The organism is uncultured Thermanaerothrix sp. (genome assembly GCF_938028735.1).
Classification (GTDB): Bacteria; Chloroflexota; Anaerolineae; order Anaerolineales; family Anaerolineaceae; genus Thermanaerothrix.
Genome location: NZ_CALIMF010000007.1, coordinates 80,196 through 97,298, shown reverse-complemented (window position 1 = coordinate 97,298; position 17,103 = coordinate 80,196). Strand labels below are relative to the sequence as shown.

The window sequence follows — 17,103 nt, the reverse complement described above, 5'->3', positions numbered from 1 at the left end:
ACGCCTTGTATTCCGCACGCCCTAATAAGTTGCAGTACTTCGTGATCGCCGCCGTCAGGGTCGTCTTCCCATGGTCAATGTGACCCATCGTCCCTACATTCATGTGCGGCTTCGTCCGCTCAAACTTTTGCTTAGCCATGTATCACATTCCTCCTGATCAAATGGCAGTTTAGATTTATCCAAGGATTTTGACGCGAACCGACTCGGGCACCGGGGCATAGTGATCGAATTCCATCGTATAAATGCCACGCCCTTGCGTTGCCGAGCGCAGTTCGGTTGCGTACCCAAACATTTCTGCCAGGGGCACCAAAGCCCGAATGGCCTGCATCCCACCCGGGCGCGGTTCCATTCCCTGGATCTCCGCGCGCCGAGCATTCAATTGGCCTAAAACATCCCCAAGATTGACCTCCGGTACCAACACCTCCACTTTCATGATGGGCTCAAGAAGCACCGGCATTCCTCGCTGTACACCTTCTTTGAAGGCAAATGAGGCCGCAACCTTGAATGCCATATCGCTGGAGTCCACCTCGTGATATGAACCACCCAGCAGGGTGACCTGAACATCTGTAACTGGGTACCCCGCCAGCACCCCCGCTTCAGCAGCCTCCAGGATGCCCTTCTCAATTGCCGGGATGTACTCCCTGGGGATGACGCCCCCCACCGTTTTGTCTATAAATTTAATTCCGTTCCCCCGCTCCAGGGGCTCAAGGGAGATAATGACATGTCCGTATTGCCCACGTCCGCCGGTTTGCTTGACATAGCGATAATTGACTTCAGGTACCGGACGGCTAATTGTCTCGCGGTAGGAAACGCGTGGACGTCCCACATTCGCTTGAACTCGAAATTCGCGCATCATGCGATCCACGATGATATCTAAGTGAAGTTCCCCCATGCCCGAGATGATCGTCTGGCCGGTATTCTCATCAAAACGGACCTTGAAGGTGGGATCCTCCTCAGCCAAGCGGCGCAACGCTTCCGCCATACGATCTTGATCAGCCGTTGTTTTCGGCTCAACAGCCACCGAAATCACCGGTTCAGGGAAGGTAATACTCTCAAGGAGAATGGGATGCTTGGGATCACATAATGTGTCACCCGTGAAAGTATCTTTTAAGCCTAATACTGCACCAATATCTCCCGCACAAATCTCGCTCACATCCTCACGCCGGTCAGCATACATGCGCACAATACGTCCAATGCGCTCCTTGCGCCGTCGCGAGGAATTGAGCACCATTTCCCCTTGAGTGACCTTGCCAGAATAAACTCGGAAATAGGCCAGCCGTCCCACATAGGGATCGGCGACAATCTTGAATACCAAGGCACACATCGGTTCATCGTCCGATGGATGACGCTCAATAATGACTTCGGGGTTATCAGGGTCGGTACCCTTTACTGGGGGAATATCTACAGGGGAGGGTAAATAATCAATAACCGCATCCAATAACGGCTGAATACCTCGATTGCGCAACGCCGAACCACAGAAAATCGGGGTTGCTTTGTTGGCAATGACCGCCTTACGCAATGCGCGCTTGAGCTCCTCAACACTAATCTCTTCCCCATCCAAGTACTTGATGATCAGCTCATCCTCAAACTCGGCGATGCGCTCAACGATAGCCGCACGCCATTCTTCGGCCTGTGCGCGCATATCCTCCGGAATGGGCGCGTAAACTGGCTCACGCCCCAATTCATCTTCCCAATAAATAGCCTGCATGGTGAGCAGGTCAATGACCCCTCGGAAGGCCGCTTCACTGCCAATGGGTAACTGCATGGGAATCGGATTGGCGCCCAGGCGCTGGCGGATGGATTCGATGGTGCGCTCAAAAGAGGCCCCCACTCGATCCATTTTGTTAGCAAAGCAAATCCGCGGCACATTGTAACGATCTGCCTGGCGCCAAACCGTTTCACTCTGCGGCTCCACACCCTGAACAGCATCAAAGACCACTATCCCGCCATCCAGCACGCGCAACGAACGCTGCACTTCGGCGGTAAAGTCAATGTGGCCTGGCGTATCAATTAAGTTAATTTGGTAGCCCTTCCACTCTGCGGTAACCGCTGCTGAAACGATCGTTATGCCACGCTCGCGCTCCTGCTCCATCCAGTCGGTGACAGTTGTTCCCTCATCCACCGACCCCAGGCGGTAGGTACGCCCAGTGTAGAACAGGATGCGCTCTGTTGTGGTGGTCTTGCCCGCATCAATGTGGGCAATGATCCCGATATTACGACACTTCTCCAACGGAAAGTTACGTGGCATAACCGACTACCTCTAATCACCCTTTCGCCCGTTCGCCTAAACGCGGTAGTGGGAGAAAGCGCGGTTGGCCTCGGCCATCTTGTGGGTTTCATCGCGCTTACGAATGGCCGCGCCCTGACCACTGGCAGCGTCCAGCAACTCCGCCGAAAGTTTCTCCACCATGGACTTACCCGCTCGCGCCTTGGCGGCTTCCAAAATCCACCGCATAGCCAGCGTCGTGCGGCGATAGTCCGGAACCTCCATGGGCACCTGATAGGTAGCACCACCCACACGCCGCGGGCGCACTTCCATAATGGGACCCACATTGCGAATAGCCTGCTCAAAGACTTCCACAGGATTGCGCCCGGTCTTCTCACGGATCACCTCAAAAGAGTCATAAACGATCCGCATCGCCAGGCTTTTCTTACCTCGTCGCATCACGTGGTTGATAAACTTTTGCACCAAGACGTTACCATAGCGCACGTCTGGAGGTAATTCGCGTCGTTCAGGTTTTCCGCGCCGCATGCTTTATCCTCTCCGTCCTTAGGACCTGACTATTTCTTCGTTTCTTTGGGCTTCTTCGTGCCGTATTTCGAACGCCCCTGCATCCGCTTGGCTACACCGGTGGCATCCAGAGTGCCTCGCACAATGTGGTAGCGCACACCTGGCAAGTCTTTCACACGGCCACCGCGCACCAGCACTACCGAGTGCTCCTGCAACTGGTGCCCTTCACCTGGAATGTAGGCTGTCACCTCGATACCGTTAGTCAAACGCACACGGGCGATCTTGCGCAGCGCCGAGTTTGGCTTTTTAGGGGTCATGGTGCGCACCACCGTACACACCCCGCGCTTCTGAGGTGCGCCCTTATCAATGCGAATACGCCGCTGGCGCATCGTGTTTAGAATATATTGCAAGGCCGGCGCTTTACTCTTTTCCTTTTTGACCTGGCGTCCTTTACGAACAAGTTGATTAATCGTTGGCACGTCCTCGCCTCCAAAAAATCGTAGTACTTTGAATGCTCATCTCAACAACCGAGGCCATCGCTAGCAGGCCGATGGCCTCGCCTTCGCCCGTGTCCACGATACTGCAGTGGGCATAGGCACGGCGGCTGATTATATCATGGGGGTTATGAACCGTCAAGTTGAGAGGTTTCCTCCAGCTCTTCACCTAAACCCAACAGACCAGTCTCCAGGCGCGGCGGCCGCACACGCTCCTCATCTTTTCCAAAGCGGATGACCTCGCCATTGTCCATATAGGCTTCTACCGCCAGTCCCAGGCTCTGCAACTCCTTGACCAATACTCGGAACGAGGCTGGTAAACCAGGTTCCTCAATGGGCTCACCCTTGACGATGGCCTCATAGGTCGCTACACGCCCCTGCACGTCATCAGACTTGACTGTCAACATCTCCTGCAGGGTGTAGGCCGCACCATACGCCTCCAACGCCCAAACTTCCATTTCTCCGAAACGCTGACCGCCAAACTGGGCTTTACCACCCAGAGGCTGCTGGGTAACCAGCGAGTACGGTCCTGTTGAGCGTGCGTGAACTTTGTCCTCTACCAGGTGGTGCAACTTCATCACGCTCATCACGCCCACCGTCACCGGCTGATCGTAGGGCATCCCAGTCTTGCCATCGCGCAGGATCTGTTTACCGATGATAGGCATTGGCAGACCTGTGCGCGCCATATAGTCCTCTGCAATCTCGCGAATCCGTTCATCCGTCACCTGGGATACATCCTCACCCTGGCGAGCCAGCCATAGACGCAGACAAACCTCAATGGCGCGCTGATCTTTTTCCGGCTGACGCTTGTCATTAGCAATCACACTCTCGTAGACCATGAGATCATTCGGGTCATAGCCTTGTTCACGCAGCCAAGCTTCCAGGTTGGCATAGCGGGCATAGTTATAATCGTAAACCAAACGAGAAACATCATAGCCTTTATCCGCCAGCCACTGCTCCAAATAGACCAGCCGCACTTCATCGTCGTCGCGGAAGTATTCAGGGTCATAATCGGGTTGCTCTTTAATCCAGTTCCAGGCAGCCCGCATGGCATCTTTCCAGGCCTCGTCCATTAGCCACGCCCGCGCCAGTTCGGCCTCGATCTCGCGCTCCGAGGCTCCGTCAAAGACCGGGGTAATAGCGCGGAAGCCCAAGCGATGCGCCGCCCAGCCCAGGTGAGTCTCCAGAACTTGCCCAATGTTCATACGCCCAGGTACCCCCAACGGATTGAGGATGATATCTACTGGCGTCCCGTCTTCCAGGAACGGCATGTCCTCAATGGGGACCACACGCGAGACCACACCTTTGTTCCCATGGCGGCCTGCCATTTTATCCCCCGCAGTGATTTTGCGCCGCTGGGCTACAAAGACGCGCACCATCATGTCGACGCCCGCCGGTAAGTCACTGTTATCCTCACGGGTGAAGACCTTCACATCTACCACCTTACCACGCTCGCCATGGGGCATGCGGAGCGAAGTGTCCTTCACATCGCGGGATTTCTCACCAAAGATGGCGCGCAGTAAGCGCTCTTCGGGGGTTAGCTCTTTCTCACCCTTGGGTGTAATCTTACCTACTAGGATGTCGTTGGGCCCTACCTCTGCGCCAATGCGAATGATGCCACGCTCGTCCAGATCCTTAATTGCATCTTCACCTACGTTCGGAATATCGCGGGTGATTTCCTCCGGGCCCAGTTTGGTATCACGAGCTTCCACCTCATACTGCTCAATGTGCACTGAGGTGTAATAATCATCTCGCACCAGACGCTCGGAAATGAGGATCGCATCCTCAAAATTACCCCCTTCCCAAGACAGGAAGGCCACCACCACGTTTTGGCCTAATGCCAAATTACCGTTGACCGTCGAAGACGAATCGGCCAACACATCCCCTTTACGCACACGCTGACCCTTGAAAACTGCCGGGCGCTGGTCAATGCAAGTGGATTGGTTAGAGCGCTGGTACTTCTTGAGTCCGTAACGACGCAGCCCATTGACACCGCGCACCACAATCTCGCGCCCGGTGACCGAAACCACCTCCCCATCTTCTTCAGCGATCAGTACCTGGCCGGAGTCAATTGCCGCATGGGCTTCCATGCCAGTCGAAACGATGGGCACGTCCGGGCGCACCAACGGCACTGCCTGTGCCTGCATGTTCGAACCCATCAACGCACGGTTGGCATCATCATGCTCGAGGAAGGGAATAAGCGAGGCACTAATACCCACCACTTGGTGCGGGGCCACATCCATGAAGTTCACACTATCTGGAGATACAACACGGAAGTCGGAGTGGAAACGGCAGGTAACCCGGTTAGAGGCAAACTCGTTGTACTCGTTCAGCGGAGTGTTAGCCTGTGCAATGACAAACTTGTCCTCCGCATCCGCCGAGAGATATTCCACCTCGTTAGACACAAACGGCACAACAAAGATTGTGCGCCGGTCCAGTTTCTTGATCAACGGTAAATGTTCGGGCTGAATGCGCTCGCCTGGCTTGAGGAAAACTTCGCCGGTTTCCGGATCTGTCAACGTTTCATTGACTGCCCGCCCCACTAGGTTAGGATCGTCTGTGGACATGACCTTGATCACACGCCGGTATGGCGTCTCAATAAAACCGTATTCGTTAACCCGTGCATAAGTTGCCAACCGCCCAATCAGCCCAATGTTAGGCCCCTCAGGGGTCTCAATTGGGCAAATGCGTCCGTAGTGGGAGTGATGCACATCGCGCACATCAAAACCCGCGCGCTCGCGTCGCAACCCACCCGGCCCAAGGGCCGAGAGCGTGCGTTTGTGGCGTAGTTCAGCCAGCGGGTTGGTCTGATCCATAAACTGCGAGAGCTGGCTAGAGCCAAAGAATTCGCGTAGAGCCGCCACGACCGGACGAATATTGACCAGGCTGACCGGAGAGAGTTGATCTTGGTCGCGGATGGACATGCGCTCTTTGATCACGCGCTCCATCCGGCGCAAGCCGATGCGCAACTTATTTTGGATCAACTCGCCCACCGTCTTGACACGGCGGTTGCCCAGATGGTCAATGTCATCCTTGTCTTCACGTTCGTTGTTGATCAGAATCATGCGGCGAACAATCGCCACAATGTCCCAACGCGTCACCGTGCGGTGTGCAATCGGGACGTGCTCCATTAGATCCAGCTTCTGGTTAAGTTTGTAACGCCCTACCCGCTCCAAGTCGTAGTGGCGCTGATCAAAGAGTTGCTCCTCCAGGAACTGACGTGCATTTTCCAGCGTTGCCGGATCGCCCGGCCGCATGCGCTTGAAGAACTCGATCAATGCCGCCTCGGCAATGGTCAACCCCCCGGAAAGATCCCACTGCGGTTCTTGATGAAACGAAGAAGCGATAAAAAGGCGATCTGGGTTATTATCTACATCGCGGAAGAGCGCAATTAGTTCTTCGTCGGTGCCTTCCTTGATTGGTGAATCGGGTAGGCCATCATTAACCGCTGCCAACGCGCGCAAAAATATAGTGATTGGAACCGTGCGCTTGCGATTAAATTTGAGAATAATATAGTCGTTCTTGCGGGTTTCAAATTCCATCCAGGCACCGCGGTCCGGGATCAATTTGGCCATCGCCATGCGATGCCCCGTAGCGCGGTCGACCGGCGCCTCAAAATATACACCCGGAGAGCGAATCAATTGGGAAACCACTACCCGCTCGGTACCATTGATAATGAAAGTGCCTTTCTCGGTCATCTCGGGGAAATCCCCCAAGAAGATATCTTGTTTGATGGGCTCGGGCACATCCGGGCCCGCCAACAACACCGAGACATAGAGCGGACGCGCATAGGTCAAATCACGCTCGACGCATTCCTCGATACTATGCTTGGGCTCGCCGAACCAGTACTTCAACCCCCATTGCTGTGCCTCGGGAGTACGGCTGGGGAAGTAGAGCTTCATCCCCTTGTTATAGGACTCAATAGGGGTGATTTCATCAAACAGCTCGGCCAACCCTTCGCTCTTAAGGCGCTTGAAGGATTCAATCTGCACCTCAATCAGGTTGGGCAAATCAAAGACAACCGGGATGCGGGCGTAAGATTTTACCGTTGGAATCGAAAGCATCACTCACTCCTGACCTTAAATACCTGACCAAACCGTTTGCCGTGAAAGCGGAATACGCAAAGGTTTATTATAAGCCGCAATGATTAATATCGTCAAGGAAACCGTGCTTAATTTTAGCGCTGTAAAAATCTATTTTTTCCCCTCGCGAGGGGATAGTATAACGCACTCTTGGATTGACGGCAAGGCCGACCTTCTGCGCCACCTGTACTCGTTACCGCTATCTTCTTCAGAGCGACCCTATGAAAACAAAAATTAATTTCCATTGCATCCAATGCTACAATTTTATATGAAGGATCCAAAAGGAAATGGTAAAAAAACGTTCTCTCATCTGGCTACTTCTAATCACAGCGTTGATTGGGTTATCGGGATGCGCCACCCAGTTTTCCTCCCTTCCCCCAACCCCACCGGGGATTGGGCTCACATCTTTACCTACCTTCTCACCACCCACACCCACGCCAATTGAACCCACTCCCACACCGTGGGTGTTTCCTTCCGGCCTAGTGATCGAAGAGCATCCTCTCCGTCATCCCCCGGCTATCGAACCCCTTTTCTTTGAACCACTGGCGGGCACCTACGATCAAATCATGGCTCGTCACGCCAGCCTGCGTATGGATGTTGTTCACCACAACACTTTTTTCGATCCTCAAGATCATGCATTTGGCATGTGGACGCTATGGCAAGGACAGCGCCTGGAGGTAGTGACGAAAATCAACCCTGCCAATGAGGTCATGGCAGAAGTGCGTATGGGCAATCAGGTCATTTACACCCTCCCTCTGGGACAGCCGGGAGTGCTCTCTCAGGTACACGGGGTGTGGACGCAAGAGGATACCTGGGTTGCAGAGCTCGTCCATCTATCTTGTTCTTCCGTTCGCATCGGCGAAGTTCAAAGCGTTGAATGTCAACCCCGCGGCCTGATCATTCAGAACGGGGAGATCCTGAACGAGCGGTTTGGGTATGAAGAAGCCTTTGATTTTCAATGGCTAAGCGGAAAACCCTTTTATTTTTTCCAAAAAACAGGGCAGATCGGAATTCGCTACCATGACCAGGAAGTATGGCTGGGATATGATGAAATTCCTCACTACAAGTGTTGTAGCGCAGGGGAACTAAACCCCCTCCATGCCACCGCTATGATCGCTTTCTTTGCCCGTCGAGGTGAGCAATGGTATTATGTTGAGGCAGGGCTTTTTGATTCAAGCCCATAGGTGAGCTGTGAGCAACTATTACAGCCTTTACCTCCATATCCCATTTTGTCGCCACCGGTGCGCCTATTGTGACTTCAACACTTACAGTGGTCAAGACGAATTCATTCCCGCTTATGTCAAGGCCCTGTGTGATGAAATCCGCTATGTTGGTCAGATTGCACCTTACCGTTTGACGGTGCATACCATCTATTTTGGCGGCGGTACGCCCTCTCTTTTATCTACTACTGACATTGAGAATATCCTAAAGTCCTGCTACGAGACCTTCAATGTGCTTTCTGAGGCTGAGATCAGCCTGGAGGCCAACCCTGGCAGTATCACGTTGGAATGGCTACAAACCGTACGACGTCTGGGAGTCAATCGCCTCAGCCTGGGCATGCAATCTGCTCATCCGGATGACCTGCGCCTGCTCGAACGCCAACATGATTTCTTCGATGTGAGCCAGGCCGTGCGTTGGGCGCGTCGCGCGGGTTTCGACAATATCAATTTGGACCTGATCTACGGGATTCCCCATCAATCCTTGGCCCGCTGGCGGGACACGCTGGAACGTGCTCTAGGGTTACACCCCGAACATCTTTCCCTCTACGCCCTAACCATCGAGCACGCCACACCGTTTTACCATTGGGTAGCGCGCGGTCTGGTCCCGCCACCCAACGATGACCTAGCCGCTGAAATGTACGAGTGGGCCGATGAGCGGCTTAGTCAAGCAGGGTATTTGCAATACGAAATCTCCAACTGGGCACGGCAACGGGGGACAGACGTACTAATGTGCCGGCACAACTTACAATATTGGCGCAATGAGCCTTATTTGGGCTTTGGTGCTGGTGCTCACGGTTTTGCCAACCACACCCGCACCGCCAACGTGCGCGGGATCACGACTTACATTGACCGCCTATCTCAACGCATAGAACGTTCCTTTCCGCTCACACCAGCCACCGAACAGGCTCAGGTAATTGACCCTTTAACTGAAATGCAGGAAACCATGTTGATGGGCTTGCGCCTGACACGCGAGGGGGTCTCCCGTCAACGCTTTGAGCAACGCTTTCACCGCTCACTGGAAGAGGTATTTGGACCCACTATAAATTCCCTGGTGAGCCTGGGACTATTGAAATGGCATGGGGAACGCTTGTGCCTGACTTCCCGCGGACGATTGCTAGGAAATCGCGTTTTCATGGAATTTGTGAGCAGTCCGGCATCCTGATTAAGTGAAGCACACTATCCACCTTAAAATATTCTGAAAGACCACCAAACACCCTTGACAGAACTATACAAGCCGAATAGACTGAAAAACGATAGATCTACAAAAGGACACACTCAGAGATGGTAGAGTTAATGAACATCACCCCTTGCACCACCACGCTGCGCGAATACAGCGGCGAGGTTACTGTACCTTCTCGGAGTGTGCCTGTTTGCGGATAAAAAGCGGTTAGCGCGACAACAACGGCCACGGGTGCACTCCGAGCCCGTGGCCGAATTCTTTAAGACATGCCTCATGCCCATGGCCGCGGGAAAACCCTAACGGCCTGTTTGTTTTTGGAGGCAAACATGATGTTTGAAACCCTGACCCAGCCCAACACATCCCGCATCGACTATTTCGCCGATCCGCGCCTTCCGCAGCCCGAGGGGGTAGGGCTCTACGTAAGTGGCATGTTGCACCCCGGTCAACCCTACAGTCGTGAAGCCAAACAAGCGCTCATGGTGGGGCTATGCCTGATCCTGCATACCTGGCTGGCCGAACACGTGGCCGCCATCTATGTAGATGTTGCCTCCTGGCAAGCCGAGTGGCCACCCGCTTACAACCAGATGAAGCAAGATTTGGCGCGCGGCTTTATCCGGCGCATCCTGGTTGCCAATCCACGCTTTTTCCACGGCAAGACAGCACTTCTTGAAGATTGGCAAGCCTTTCGCCGCCAACATGCGCACATAGAGTGGTACGTTCCTGCTCATAATCTGGCACGGGTACTACCCCTCCGCTGCAATCCCTGGTTCAGGCTATTGTAAACCCGCGTTCATGGAGGTTGGTTTTATGTCACACGCAGTTGTTGTCAATGAGGTTTATAAACAGTTTGGTAGAAATGAAAGGCCCTTCTGGAAGGCGCTGTTCAACCCACGTTCTGGCAGCGGCAACGGCAAGCCCACCGCCCATCCACTACACGGATCCGTCCAAATCATTGTAGCGGTGGATCGCGTCTCCTTCACGGTCGAAGAAGGGGAAATTTTCGGGGTCCTCGGGCCGAACGGTGGAGGAAAATCCACGCTTATCCGTTTGATCGCCACCCTCTTACTACCGGATAAGGGTAAAATCAGCGTTTTCGGCTACGATGTCGTACGCCAACCCCTGCAGGTGCAGCAATTGATCAACCGGGTGAGCGTAGAAGCCTCGTTTTTCAAGAAACTTTCTCCAATGGAGAACCTTATGTATGGGGCGCGCCTGTACGGCCTCTCGGCAAAACAGACCCGCAAGCAGGTTGTTGAGATTCTCCTGCGGTTAGGGCTCAAAGAGCGCGATATCTATCACCCAATGGAGGAGATGTCACGGGGAATGCAGCAGAAGGTCGCCATTGCCCGTGCTCTGCTCTCCCGTCCGCGCTTGCTTCTCCTGGACGAACCGACTACCGGTCTCGATCCGCGTTCCAAACGGGAGGTGCAGGCCGTGGTGCGCGAACTACGCGAGGTGCACGGCACAACCATTCTGCTCACCACCCACGATATGATCGAGGCCGAAACCCTGTGCGATCGTATTGCCATCATGGACAGTGGGCGAGTGGTTGCTCTGGATACCCCAGAGGGCCTGAAGAATCGGGTACGCGGCACTACCGACCGTCAGCCCACCCTTGAGGAGGTCTTCCTGGAGTTAACTGGAAAACAACTCCACAACCCTGAAGAAGAGGAGGTTTAGTTGTGAGCACATTAAGTTATCAGATGCGCGCTTCCTTTGCGTTCGTGGAGCGCAATTTCAACCTGATCAAACGGTACTGGTCCTGGGAATTAGTCTGGTTGGTCTACTCCATTACCGATAGCATGGCCGTCTCGTTCATCGGTTTGGGAATGGAGCGTATCGGCGGCGCGGCGTCTGTTAACACCCAGTATCTAGTGCTTTACCTGCTAATCGGGACGCTGGTGTGGCGCTTTCTTTCCACCATTTTCTATTGGATTACCGACCTGATCAGCATTGAACGTTGGGAAGGCACAATCGAATACACCCTAATGGCCCCCATTCGGCGCCTCACCCACATGGCCGGTCAAACTGCTTTTTCGCTGGTCTACAGCCTGATCTTCACTGGCGTCATCCTGGTGGTCATCTCGTTGGTCTTTGATATTGACCTGAGCCACGCCAACCTGTTTAGCGCCACCGTGATGCTCTTGGCGGGCAGCGTCTCCTTCGTGGGCATTGGTGTAATGGCCTCTGTGCTCCCGTTGCTTTTCCCCGAACGCGGTTCGCAGATGACCCATGTGTTTATTGCCCTAATGCTGCTGATCTCCGGTGTGTACTATCCGGTAGAAGTGCTCCCCGGCTTTTTGCGGATGTTGGCAGTCTACAGCCCAGCCACTTACGTCTTGCGCGGCGCACGGATGGCTGTCCTGGAAGGGGCTTCGGTGCCCATGCTGTGGCCACAAATCTGGCCCGCGCTTCTCATGGGGGTATTCCTCATCCCATTGGGATTGTGGGTCTTCCAGCAAGCCGAGTACTACGCCAAGCGCACCGGGAAGTTGCACCGTAATGGTTAAGATCATCTTCTAGTGTCCAGGCGGCACCAGGAGCGCACCCTGGTGCCGTTTTTTGGGCTAGTCGAGATCGTTCGTGTTATACTTTCAAACACATATATTGAGAGGTGCTCGGAAGTGATCAAAGCCGTAATCTTCGATATGGGAGGGGTGTTATTACGTACCGAAGACCCCACACCCCGTGCCAGACTAGCAGCCCAATTTGGGCTGACGCTCAGAGAACTTGAAAACTTGGTTTTTAGCAGTACAAGCACTATCCGCGCTGAACGCGGTGAGATCTCAGACCAGGAACACTGGGCCTGGGTTTGTGCCCAATTAGGGTTGCCACCCTCAGCATGTCAGGACTTACAGCACCAATTCTGGGCTGGTGATCAACTAGATGCTGATCTGATCGCTTTCATCAAGAGCCTGCGTCCACGCTTCAAGACGGGTTTATTGAGCAATGCTTGGACCGGCACACGCCAGGTAGTCGAGGAACGCTATGGCTTCTTGGATGCTTTTGATGTGGTCATCTTCTCTGCCGAAGTGGGAATGCGCAAACCCGAGGCGGGGATTTTCCACCACATCTTGAAGCAACTCCAAGTCGCACCTTATGAGGCAATTTTTGTGGACGATATGTTGCCCAACATCGAAGGAGCGCAGCAGGTGGGGTTGCATGCCATTCATTTCACTCACCCTACCACTGCGCGAGAGACTATCCAAGCCCTCTTGAACCATCACCTGAATCGCGAATAAACAATTCTTTATGGAAGGTCAAATCCTTCAGCCTATTGGCCCCTGGACACCCCCTTTAGAGTTTTCAACACGCCTACCGCTCACCATTGCCATCGTTGCCGATACACACGTGCCTGATCGTTTTAAGCACCTGCACCCTCAGTTGCTTTCAACTTTGCGCAGGCACAATCCCGACCTGATCTTGCACGCTGGTGATATTTGCGCCCCTAAGGTTTTGCGAACCCTTGCCACACTTGCGCCGGTAGTCGCCGTGCGAGGCAACCGTGATTGGGCTTTCCAGAATATCTTGCCTTGGAAGCGCGATTTTACCTTGGGAGGAGTAATGATTACACTTACGCATGGCCATGGCTCATGGCGCACTTACCTCTTGGATAAGTGGCAATATCTTTTTAATGGCTATCAACCGGAACGTTATCGTCGGCGTTTGCTTGCATTAGCACCCACAGCGCGGGTTATCATCTTTGGCCACACCCATCGCCCGATAGTTGAGTGGTATCAAGAGCGCTTGTTTTTGAACCCCGGTTCGGCCAGCGCCGGGGTTAAACCGAATGACCTGCCCTCTTTTGGCGTGCTACGCATCCAATCCCCCGAACAAGTAAGCGCATCCATCTATCCCTTACCGCCTTTTCCACGCTGGGGTGCCAGCAGTGACACGTAAATGTTATGATCAGCGTAATGCTGCAGTGAGAACCTCTCGCATGATTTGCTCCCCCTCTGTCGCCGTTCCCTCTTCGAGAGCCAGAACCACCACCAGCGGAGAGCCCTGCCAACTAGGCATGGTGCCGGCCAATACCCAGGCCACCGCTTTTTCCCCATTGATCCCCCGCCCAAATGCCATCCAGACGGGCAAATCACTACGCGCCCAATCTGCAAAGCGGTTTACAGTGCGGCCTGCAATTTCAACCTTTTCCGGAGAATTAACCGGCAGGACAATCCAACCTTGAGCTGGGGTTTTAATGGCATTGACTAGATGAACCTCGGGGCGTTGTCCCTGCTGCAAAATGGCTAATGCTTGGGCCATTTGCAGCGGTGAAAGATACCAAGTGCTTTCTCCAGTGAGTAGGTCTTCTAGGCTCGCCTCAGGTGGAGGCATAGCAGCCCCCGTCACAGGTAAAGGAAGATTAAGCGGGGTTCCAAATCCCAGCACCGACCAGAGGGCTTCTAAGCGCTCTTTTCCCAGATTCTGGGCCAGCGCCACCGTCACCCAGGGACAGCCCGCCTGAGCCGCACTTGACCAGGTTACCGGCAGAGAAGGGACACTGGCGCAAGCCAATCGTCCGGTAGCAGTTTGGAGAACTAAACTCTGCGGGGATTGCCCCTGTTGCTCTATCGGTAGCGCTTGTAGGGCCCAGAGAAAAGGGGTGAGTGCTGTTCCAGGCGGGTACTGCCCTTGGGTGGCTCGGTTAAGTAGCGGGGAGCGCGGATCGGTTTTCCACTGTTCCCAGCCCTTATCCAACCGATTAGGATCATATGTGGGCTGTGAAACCATTGCCAGAATCTCTCCGTTCTGGGCATTTAGCAAGACTAGCGCACCCTGCTTCCCTTCCATAGCCACATCGGCCACGCGCTGGATATCTAGGCTCAACGTCAAACGCACATCCAGGCCTTGCGGGGGTTGCGCAAAAAGCAAGCGGGCCAGGAGAATCTCCCACGCGGGCTGTCCCTCTAACCCGCGTAGATAACCATCCAGCCCAGCCTCCAGCCCAGCTTTACCGAACCGGGGATGAATAAAGCCCAAGGTAGATGCCAGAGGTGGGTAAAGAGTAACCCGGCGGTAACTCCCCGGCTGTCCTTCACTTTGCACTAATACCTGCTCCTGGCGATCCAGCAAACGTCCACGCTGCACAAACCGCTCGGCTACCACCCAGCGCAGATTGTCTGGGCGATTGCGCAGCACCTCACCCCGAGCAAGAGCCCACCACCCCCCCAATCCAGCCAGCAATGCCAGAACGACCAGAAAGCCACCTCCGAGAATACGGAAAGGCACGATCCCTTGTAAAGGCATGGGGGTGGTTTCTTCCCAAACGCTCATATGGAGCAGGAGCAGAAGAGCCAAGTACGAAACCACCAGCGAGGAACCCCCGTAAGAGACAAACGGCAACGTCACCCCGGTTAACGGGAACAAGCGCAGGTTTCCCCCAACGATTAACGCCGACTGCCCGCCCAAATAAATCCCCAGCCCGGCGGCCAGCAAGCGCCGATACAGATTGGGCGCGCGGATCGCCACAATCAGACTACGAATGAACAGCACGCCGATCAATCCTAGGAGCCCCCCTAACCCCAAGAGGCCAGTCTCTTCCGTAATTGCCACGGCGATGAAATCGGAATGGGCAACCGGCACTAGGCTCGGGCTGCCCAATCCGGGCCCCGTTCCAAAAATCCCCCCTTCAGCGACAGCGATCAGGGATTGGATAATCTGATATCCCACCCCACCCGCCTGCGACCAGGGTTGCCACCAGGCCACAAGACGTTGGTGGATCAAGGTGAACGCAGCATTCCCTAGCCAGGCTGCTAGCAGTAACCCACCTGCGGTTAGAAGCAACACTCTGCGCCGCCCTGTCGCAAGATAAAGCACCAGCGCATAGAGAACCAGTGTTAAGGAAGCAGTGCCTAAATCCCGTTGGATCACCAGTAACGCAATCGCTATTCCAACAACAACCAGAGTAGGTGCAATCAGAGAGGCCAACCCAAGCGAGAAGGGAAGACGCTCGGCCAGGTACGCAGCCAGGTAAATCAACAAGAAGATCTTCAGTGGTTCGGCCGGTTGAAAATAAAAGCCGCAACACCCCAGCCACAATCCCGGTCCCTCTCCACCTGGGTAGGTGCCAAAGAGTAGCGTTAGTGTCACCAAGAGCAACCCTAACCCCAGCCACAGGTATTTATAGCGGCGCAACCATAACAACACGTTCGGCCAACGTACCCCCAAACCGAGAATCAGCCAACCCAACCCCAACCAGAGCGTCTGTCGCCATCCCAGCATTGCATCCAGTCGCCACACGGTCAATAACCCCCAACCGCTTAATAATGCTGCCGCCGGTAAGAGGTAAGGATCATGCTCCCCCAGCCACACCTTCAGGTTTCGGTGTACCCACCATGCCCCCACGGCCCATACTCCAAACCCCACCCAGTGCTGCCAGTTAAGCGCCGTCTGGAAAGAATGCACTCGCACCGCCGGCGCCAGCGTTAGGATTAGAGCGTACAGGAAAAGGAAAGCCGCCGCCAGACTTAGAAGGCGGGCTTCCTTAGTAGCACTGGGAAAGAGATATACGCTCGATAAGCGATTCACGCGGGAAGATACTTATCTACCAAAAGACTTAATTTGCGTCGCGTTTCCGGAGGAATGCGCTCCGGGGCGGTAATCAGGGCTTTGGAAAGTGCGTGGGGACACTCACAAGTACGCACACCATCCAATAACCCTACCAGGTGGCGAATGACTTCCTGCGCCGCCTGAACGTTTTCACTCAACGTTCGAATGACCATCTCCACACTCACTGGTTCCTCGCTGGAATGCCAAACATCGTAGTCGGTCACATGGGCTAGCACCGCATAACACAATTCGGCCTCACGTGCCAGAAATGCCTCCGGGCAAGTCGTCATCCCAATAATGGACATGCCCCAGGCACGGTACAGATTGGACTCGGCGCGGGTAGAAAAGCGCGGCCCCTCGATGGTGATGAACGTCCCACCGCGATGAACCGTGGCGCCACTGCTGGTCGCTGCTCGATAAAGCAATCCCGAAAGGTTGGGACAGAACGGGTCAGCCACCCCAATATGGGCCACCAATCCCTCACCAAAGAATGAACGCTGACGGGAACGAGTGAAATCAAAGAGTTGGTCCGGAACGACAAAATGACCCGGCCGGTAGTCATCGCGAAGTGAGCCGCAAGCGCTCACGCCAATGACGTATTCCACCCCTAGTTGTTTCAGGGCGTAGATGTTGGCTCGATAGTTGACTTCACTGGGGAGGATAAAGTGACCTAGTCCATGCCGCGCTAGGAAAGCAATACGCTTTCCTTCCAGTGTCCCCAGCACAATCGGCGAACTGGGTTGTCCAAAAGGCGTCTCAACTTCCAGGGTTTCCACATCCTTCAGGGCGCCAAACCGGTACAACCCCGAGCCACCAATGACACCGAGAATGGGTTTTTCGCTCATAC

At 54.4% G+C, this 17,103-nt stretch carries 15 protein-coding genes; 7 read left to right on the top strand and 8 right to left on the bottom strand.

Annotated features, from left to right (window positions below; translation table 11 throughout):
* From Q0721_RS05410 to Q0721_RS05385, 6 genes are all read right to left on the bottom strand, one after another.
* Window positions 1–139 (bottom strand): GTP-binding protein (locus Q0721_RS05410; RefSeq protein WP_299026515.1); only part of this gene is annotated, 139 nt, incomplete at its 3' end.
* Between the two features lie 36 nt (window positions 140–175).
* Window positions 176–2,248: an elongation factor G gene (gene fusA, locus Q0721_RS05405; protein WP_299026513.1), complete on the bottom strand. Its 2,073-nt coding sequence runs from the start codon at window positions 2,246–2,248 to the stop codon at window positions 176–178.
* A 36-nt stretch (window positions 2,249–2,284) separates the two neighbouring features.
* The gene (gene rpsG / locus Q0721_RS05400) at window positions 2,285–2,752 is read right to left on the bottom strand and encodes a 30S ribosomal protein S7 (protein ID WP_054520520.1); all 468 of its coding nucleotides are present in this window, start codon (window positions 2,750–2,752) and stop codon (window positions 2,285–2,287) included.
* Between the two features lie 29 nt (window positions 2,753–2,781).
* Window positions 2,782–3,210, bottom strand: coding sequence for a 30S ribosomal protein S12 (gene rpsL / locus Q0721_RS05395; RefSeq protein ID WP_299026510.1), 429 nt, complete (start codon window positions 3,208–3,210; stop codon window positions 2,782–2,784).
* Window positions 3,197–3,367: a hypothetical protein gene (locus Q0721_RS05390; protein WP_299026508.1), complete on the bottom strand. Its 171-nt coding sequence runs from the start codon at window positions 3,365–3,367 to the stop codon at window positions 3,197–3,199. The genes rpsL and Q0721_RS05390 overlap by 14 nt, the downstream gene beginning before the upstream one ends.
* Complete coding sequence (locus Q0721_RS05385) at window positions 3,354–7,289, bottom strand: DNA-directed RNA polymerase subunit beta (RefSeq protein WP_299026506.1); 3,936 nt, start codon at window positions 7,287–7,289, stop codon at window positions 3,354–3,356. Before Q0721_RS05385 ends, Q0721_RS05390 begins: the two co-directional genes overlap by 14 nt.
* A 305-nt stretch (window positions 7,290–7,594) precedes the next feature.
* Here Q0721_RS05385 and Q0721_RS05380 point away from each other — a divergent pair, with 305 nt between their 5' ends.
* The 7 genes from Q0721_RS05380 (at window position 7,595) to Q0721_RS05350 (ending at window position 13,607) form a co-directional block, all read left to right on the top strand.
* A complete protein-coding gene (locus Q0721_RS05380) occupies window positions 7,595–8,491 on the top strand; it encodes a hypothetical protein (protein WP_299026504.1) in 897 nt (298 codons plus the stop codon).
* Between the two features lie 7 nt (window positions 8,492–8,498).
* A complete protein-coding gene (gene hemW / locus Q0721_RS05375; RefSeq protein WP_299026502.1) occupies window positions 8,499–9,689 on the top strand; it encodes a radical SAM family heme chaperone HemW in 1,191 nt (396 codons plus the stop codon).
* A 344-nt stretch (window positions 9,690–10,033) separates the two neighbouring features.
* Window positions 10,034–10,489 carry a hypothetical protein gene (locus tag Q0721_RS05370; protein ID WP_299026500.1) on the top strand — a complete coding sequence of 152 codons (456 nt, stop codon included), beginning with the start codon at window positions 10,034–10,036 and terminating at the stop codon, window positions 10,487–10,489.
* A gap of 25 nt (window positions 10,490–10,514) precedes the next feature.
* Window positions 10,515–11,387 carry an ATP-binding cassette domain-containing protein gene (locus Q0721_RS05365; protein WP_299026498.1) on the top strand — a complete coding sequence of 291 codons (873 nt, stop codon included), beginning with the start codon at window positions 10,515–10,517 and terminating at the stop codon, window positions 11,385–11,387.
* A gap of 2 nt (window positions 11,388–11,389) precedes the next feature.
* Window positions 11,390–12,217, top strand: a complete 828-nt coding sequence (locus Q0721_RS05360) for an ABC transporter permease (RefSeq protein ID WP_299026497.1) — start codon at window positions 11,390–11,392, stop codon at window positions 12,215–12,217.
* A gap of 114 nt (window positions 12,218–12,331) precedes the next feature.
* On the top strand, window positions 12,332–12,949 hold the full coding sequence (locus Q0721_RS05355) for an HAD family phosphatase (RefSeq protein ID WP_299026494.1): 618 nt from the start codon (window positions 12,332–12,334) through the stop codon (window positions 12,947–12,949).
* Between the two features lie 10 nt (window positions 12,950–12,959).
* Window positions 12,960–13,607, top strand: coding sequence for a metallophosphoesterase family protein (locus tag Q0721_RS05350; RefSeq protein ID WP_299026492.1), 648 nt, complete (start codon window positions 12,960–12,962; stop codon window positions 13,605–13,607).
* A 9-nt stretch (window positions 13,608–13,616) separates the two neighbouring features.
* On the opposite strand, the gene Q0721_RS05345 is transcribed toward Q0721_RS05350, so the two are convergent.
* Together Q0721_RS05345 and mtnP are read right to left on the bottom strand one after the other, a co-directional pair.
* Window positions 13,617–16,235, bottom strand: coding sequence for an FtsW/RodA/SpoVE family cell cycle protein (locus tag Q0721_RS05345; protein WP_299026490.1), 2,619 nt, complete (start codon window positions 16,233–16,235; stop codon window positions 13,617–13,619).
* Entirely contained in the window at window positions 16,232–17,101 is an 870-nt protein-coding gene (gene mtnP, locus Q0721_RS05340; protein ID WP_299026488.1) for an S-methyl-5'-thioadenosine phosphorylase, read from the bottom strand. Before mtnP ends, Q0721_RS05345 begins: the two co-directional genes overlap by 4 nt.
* Between the last annotated feature and the right edge of the window lie 2 nt (window positions 17,102–17,103).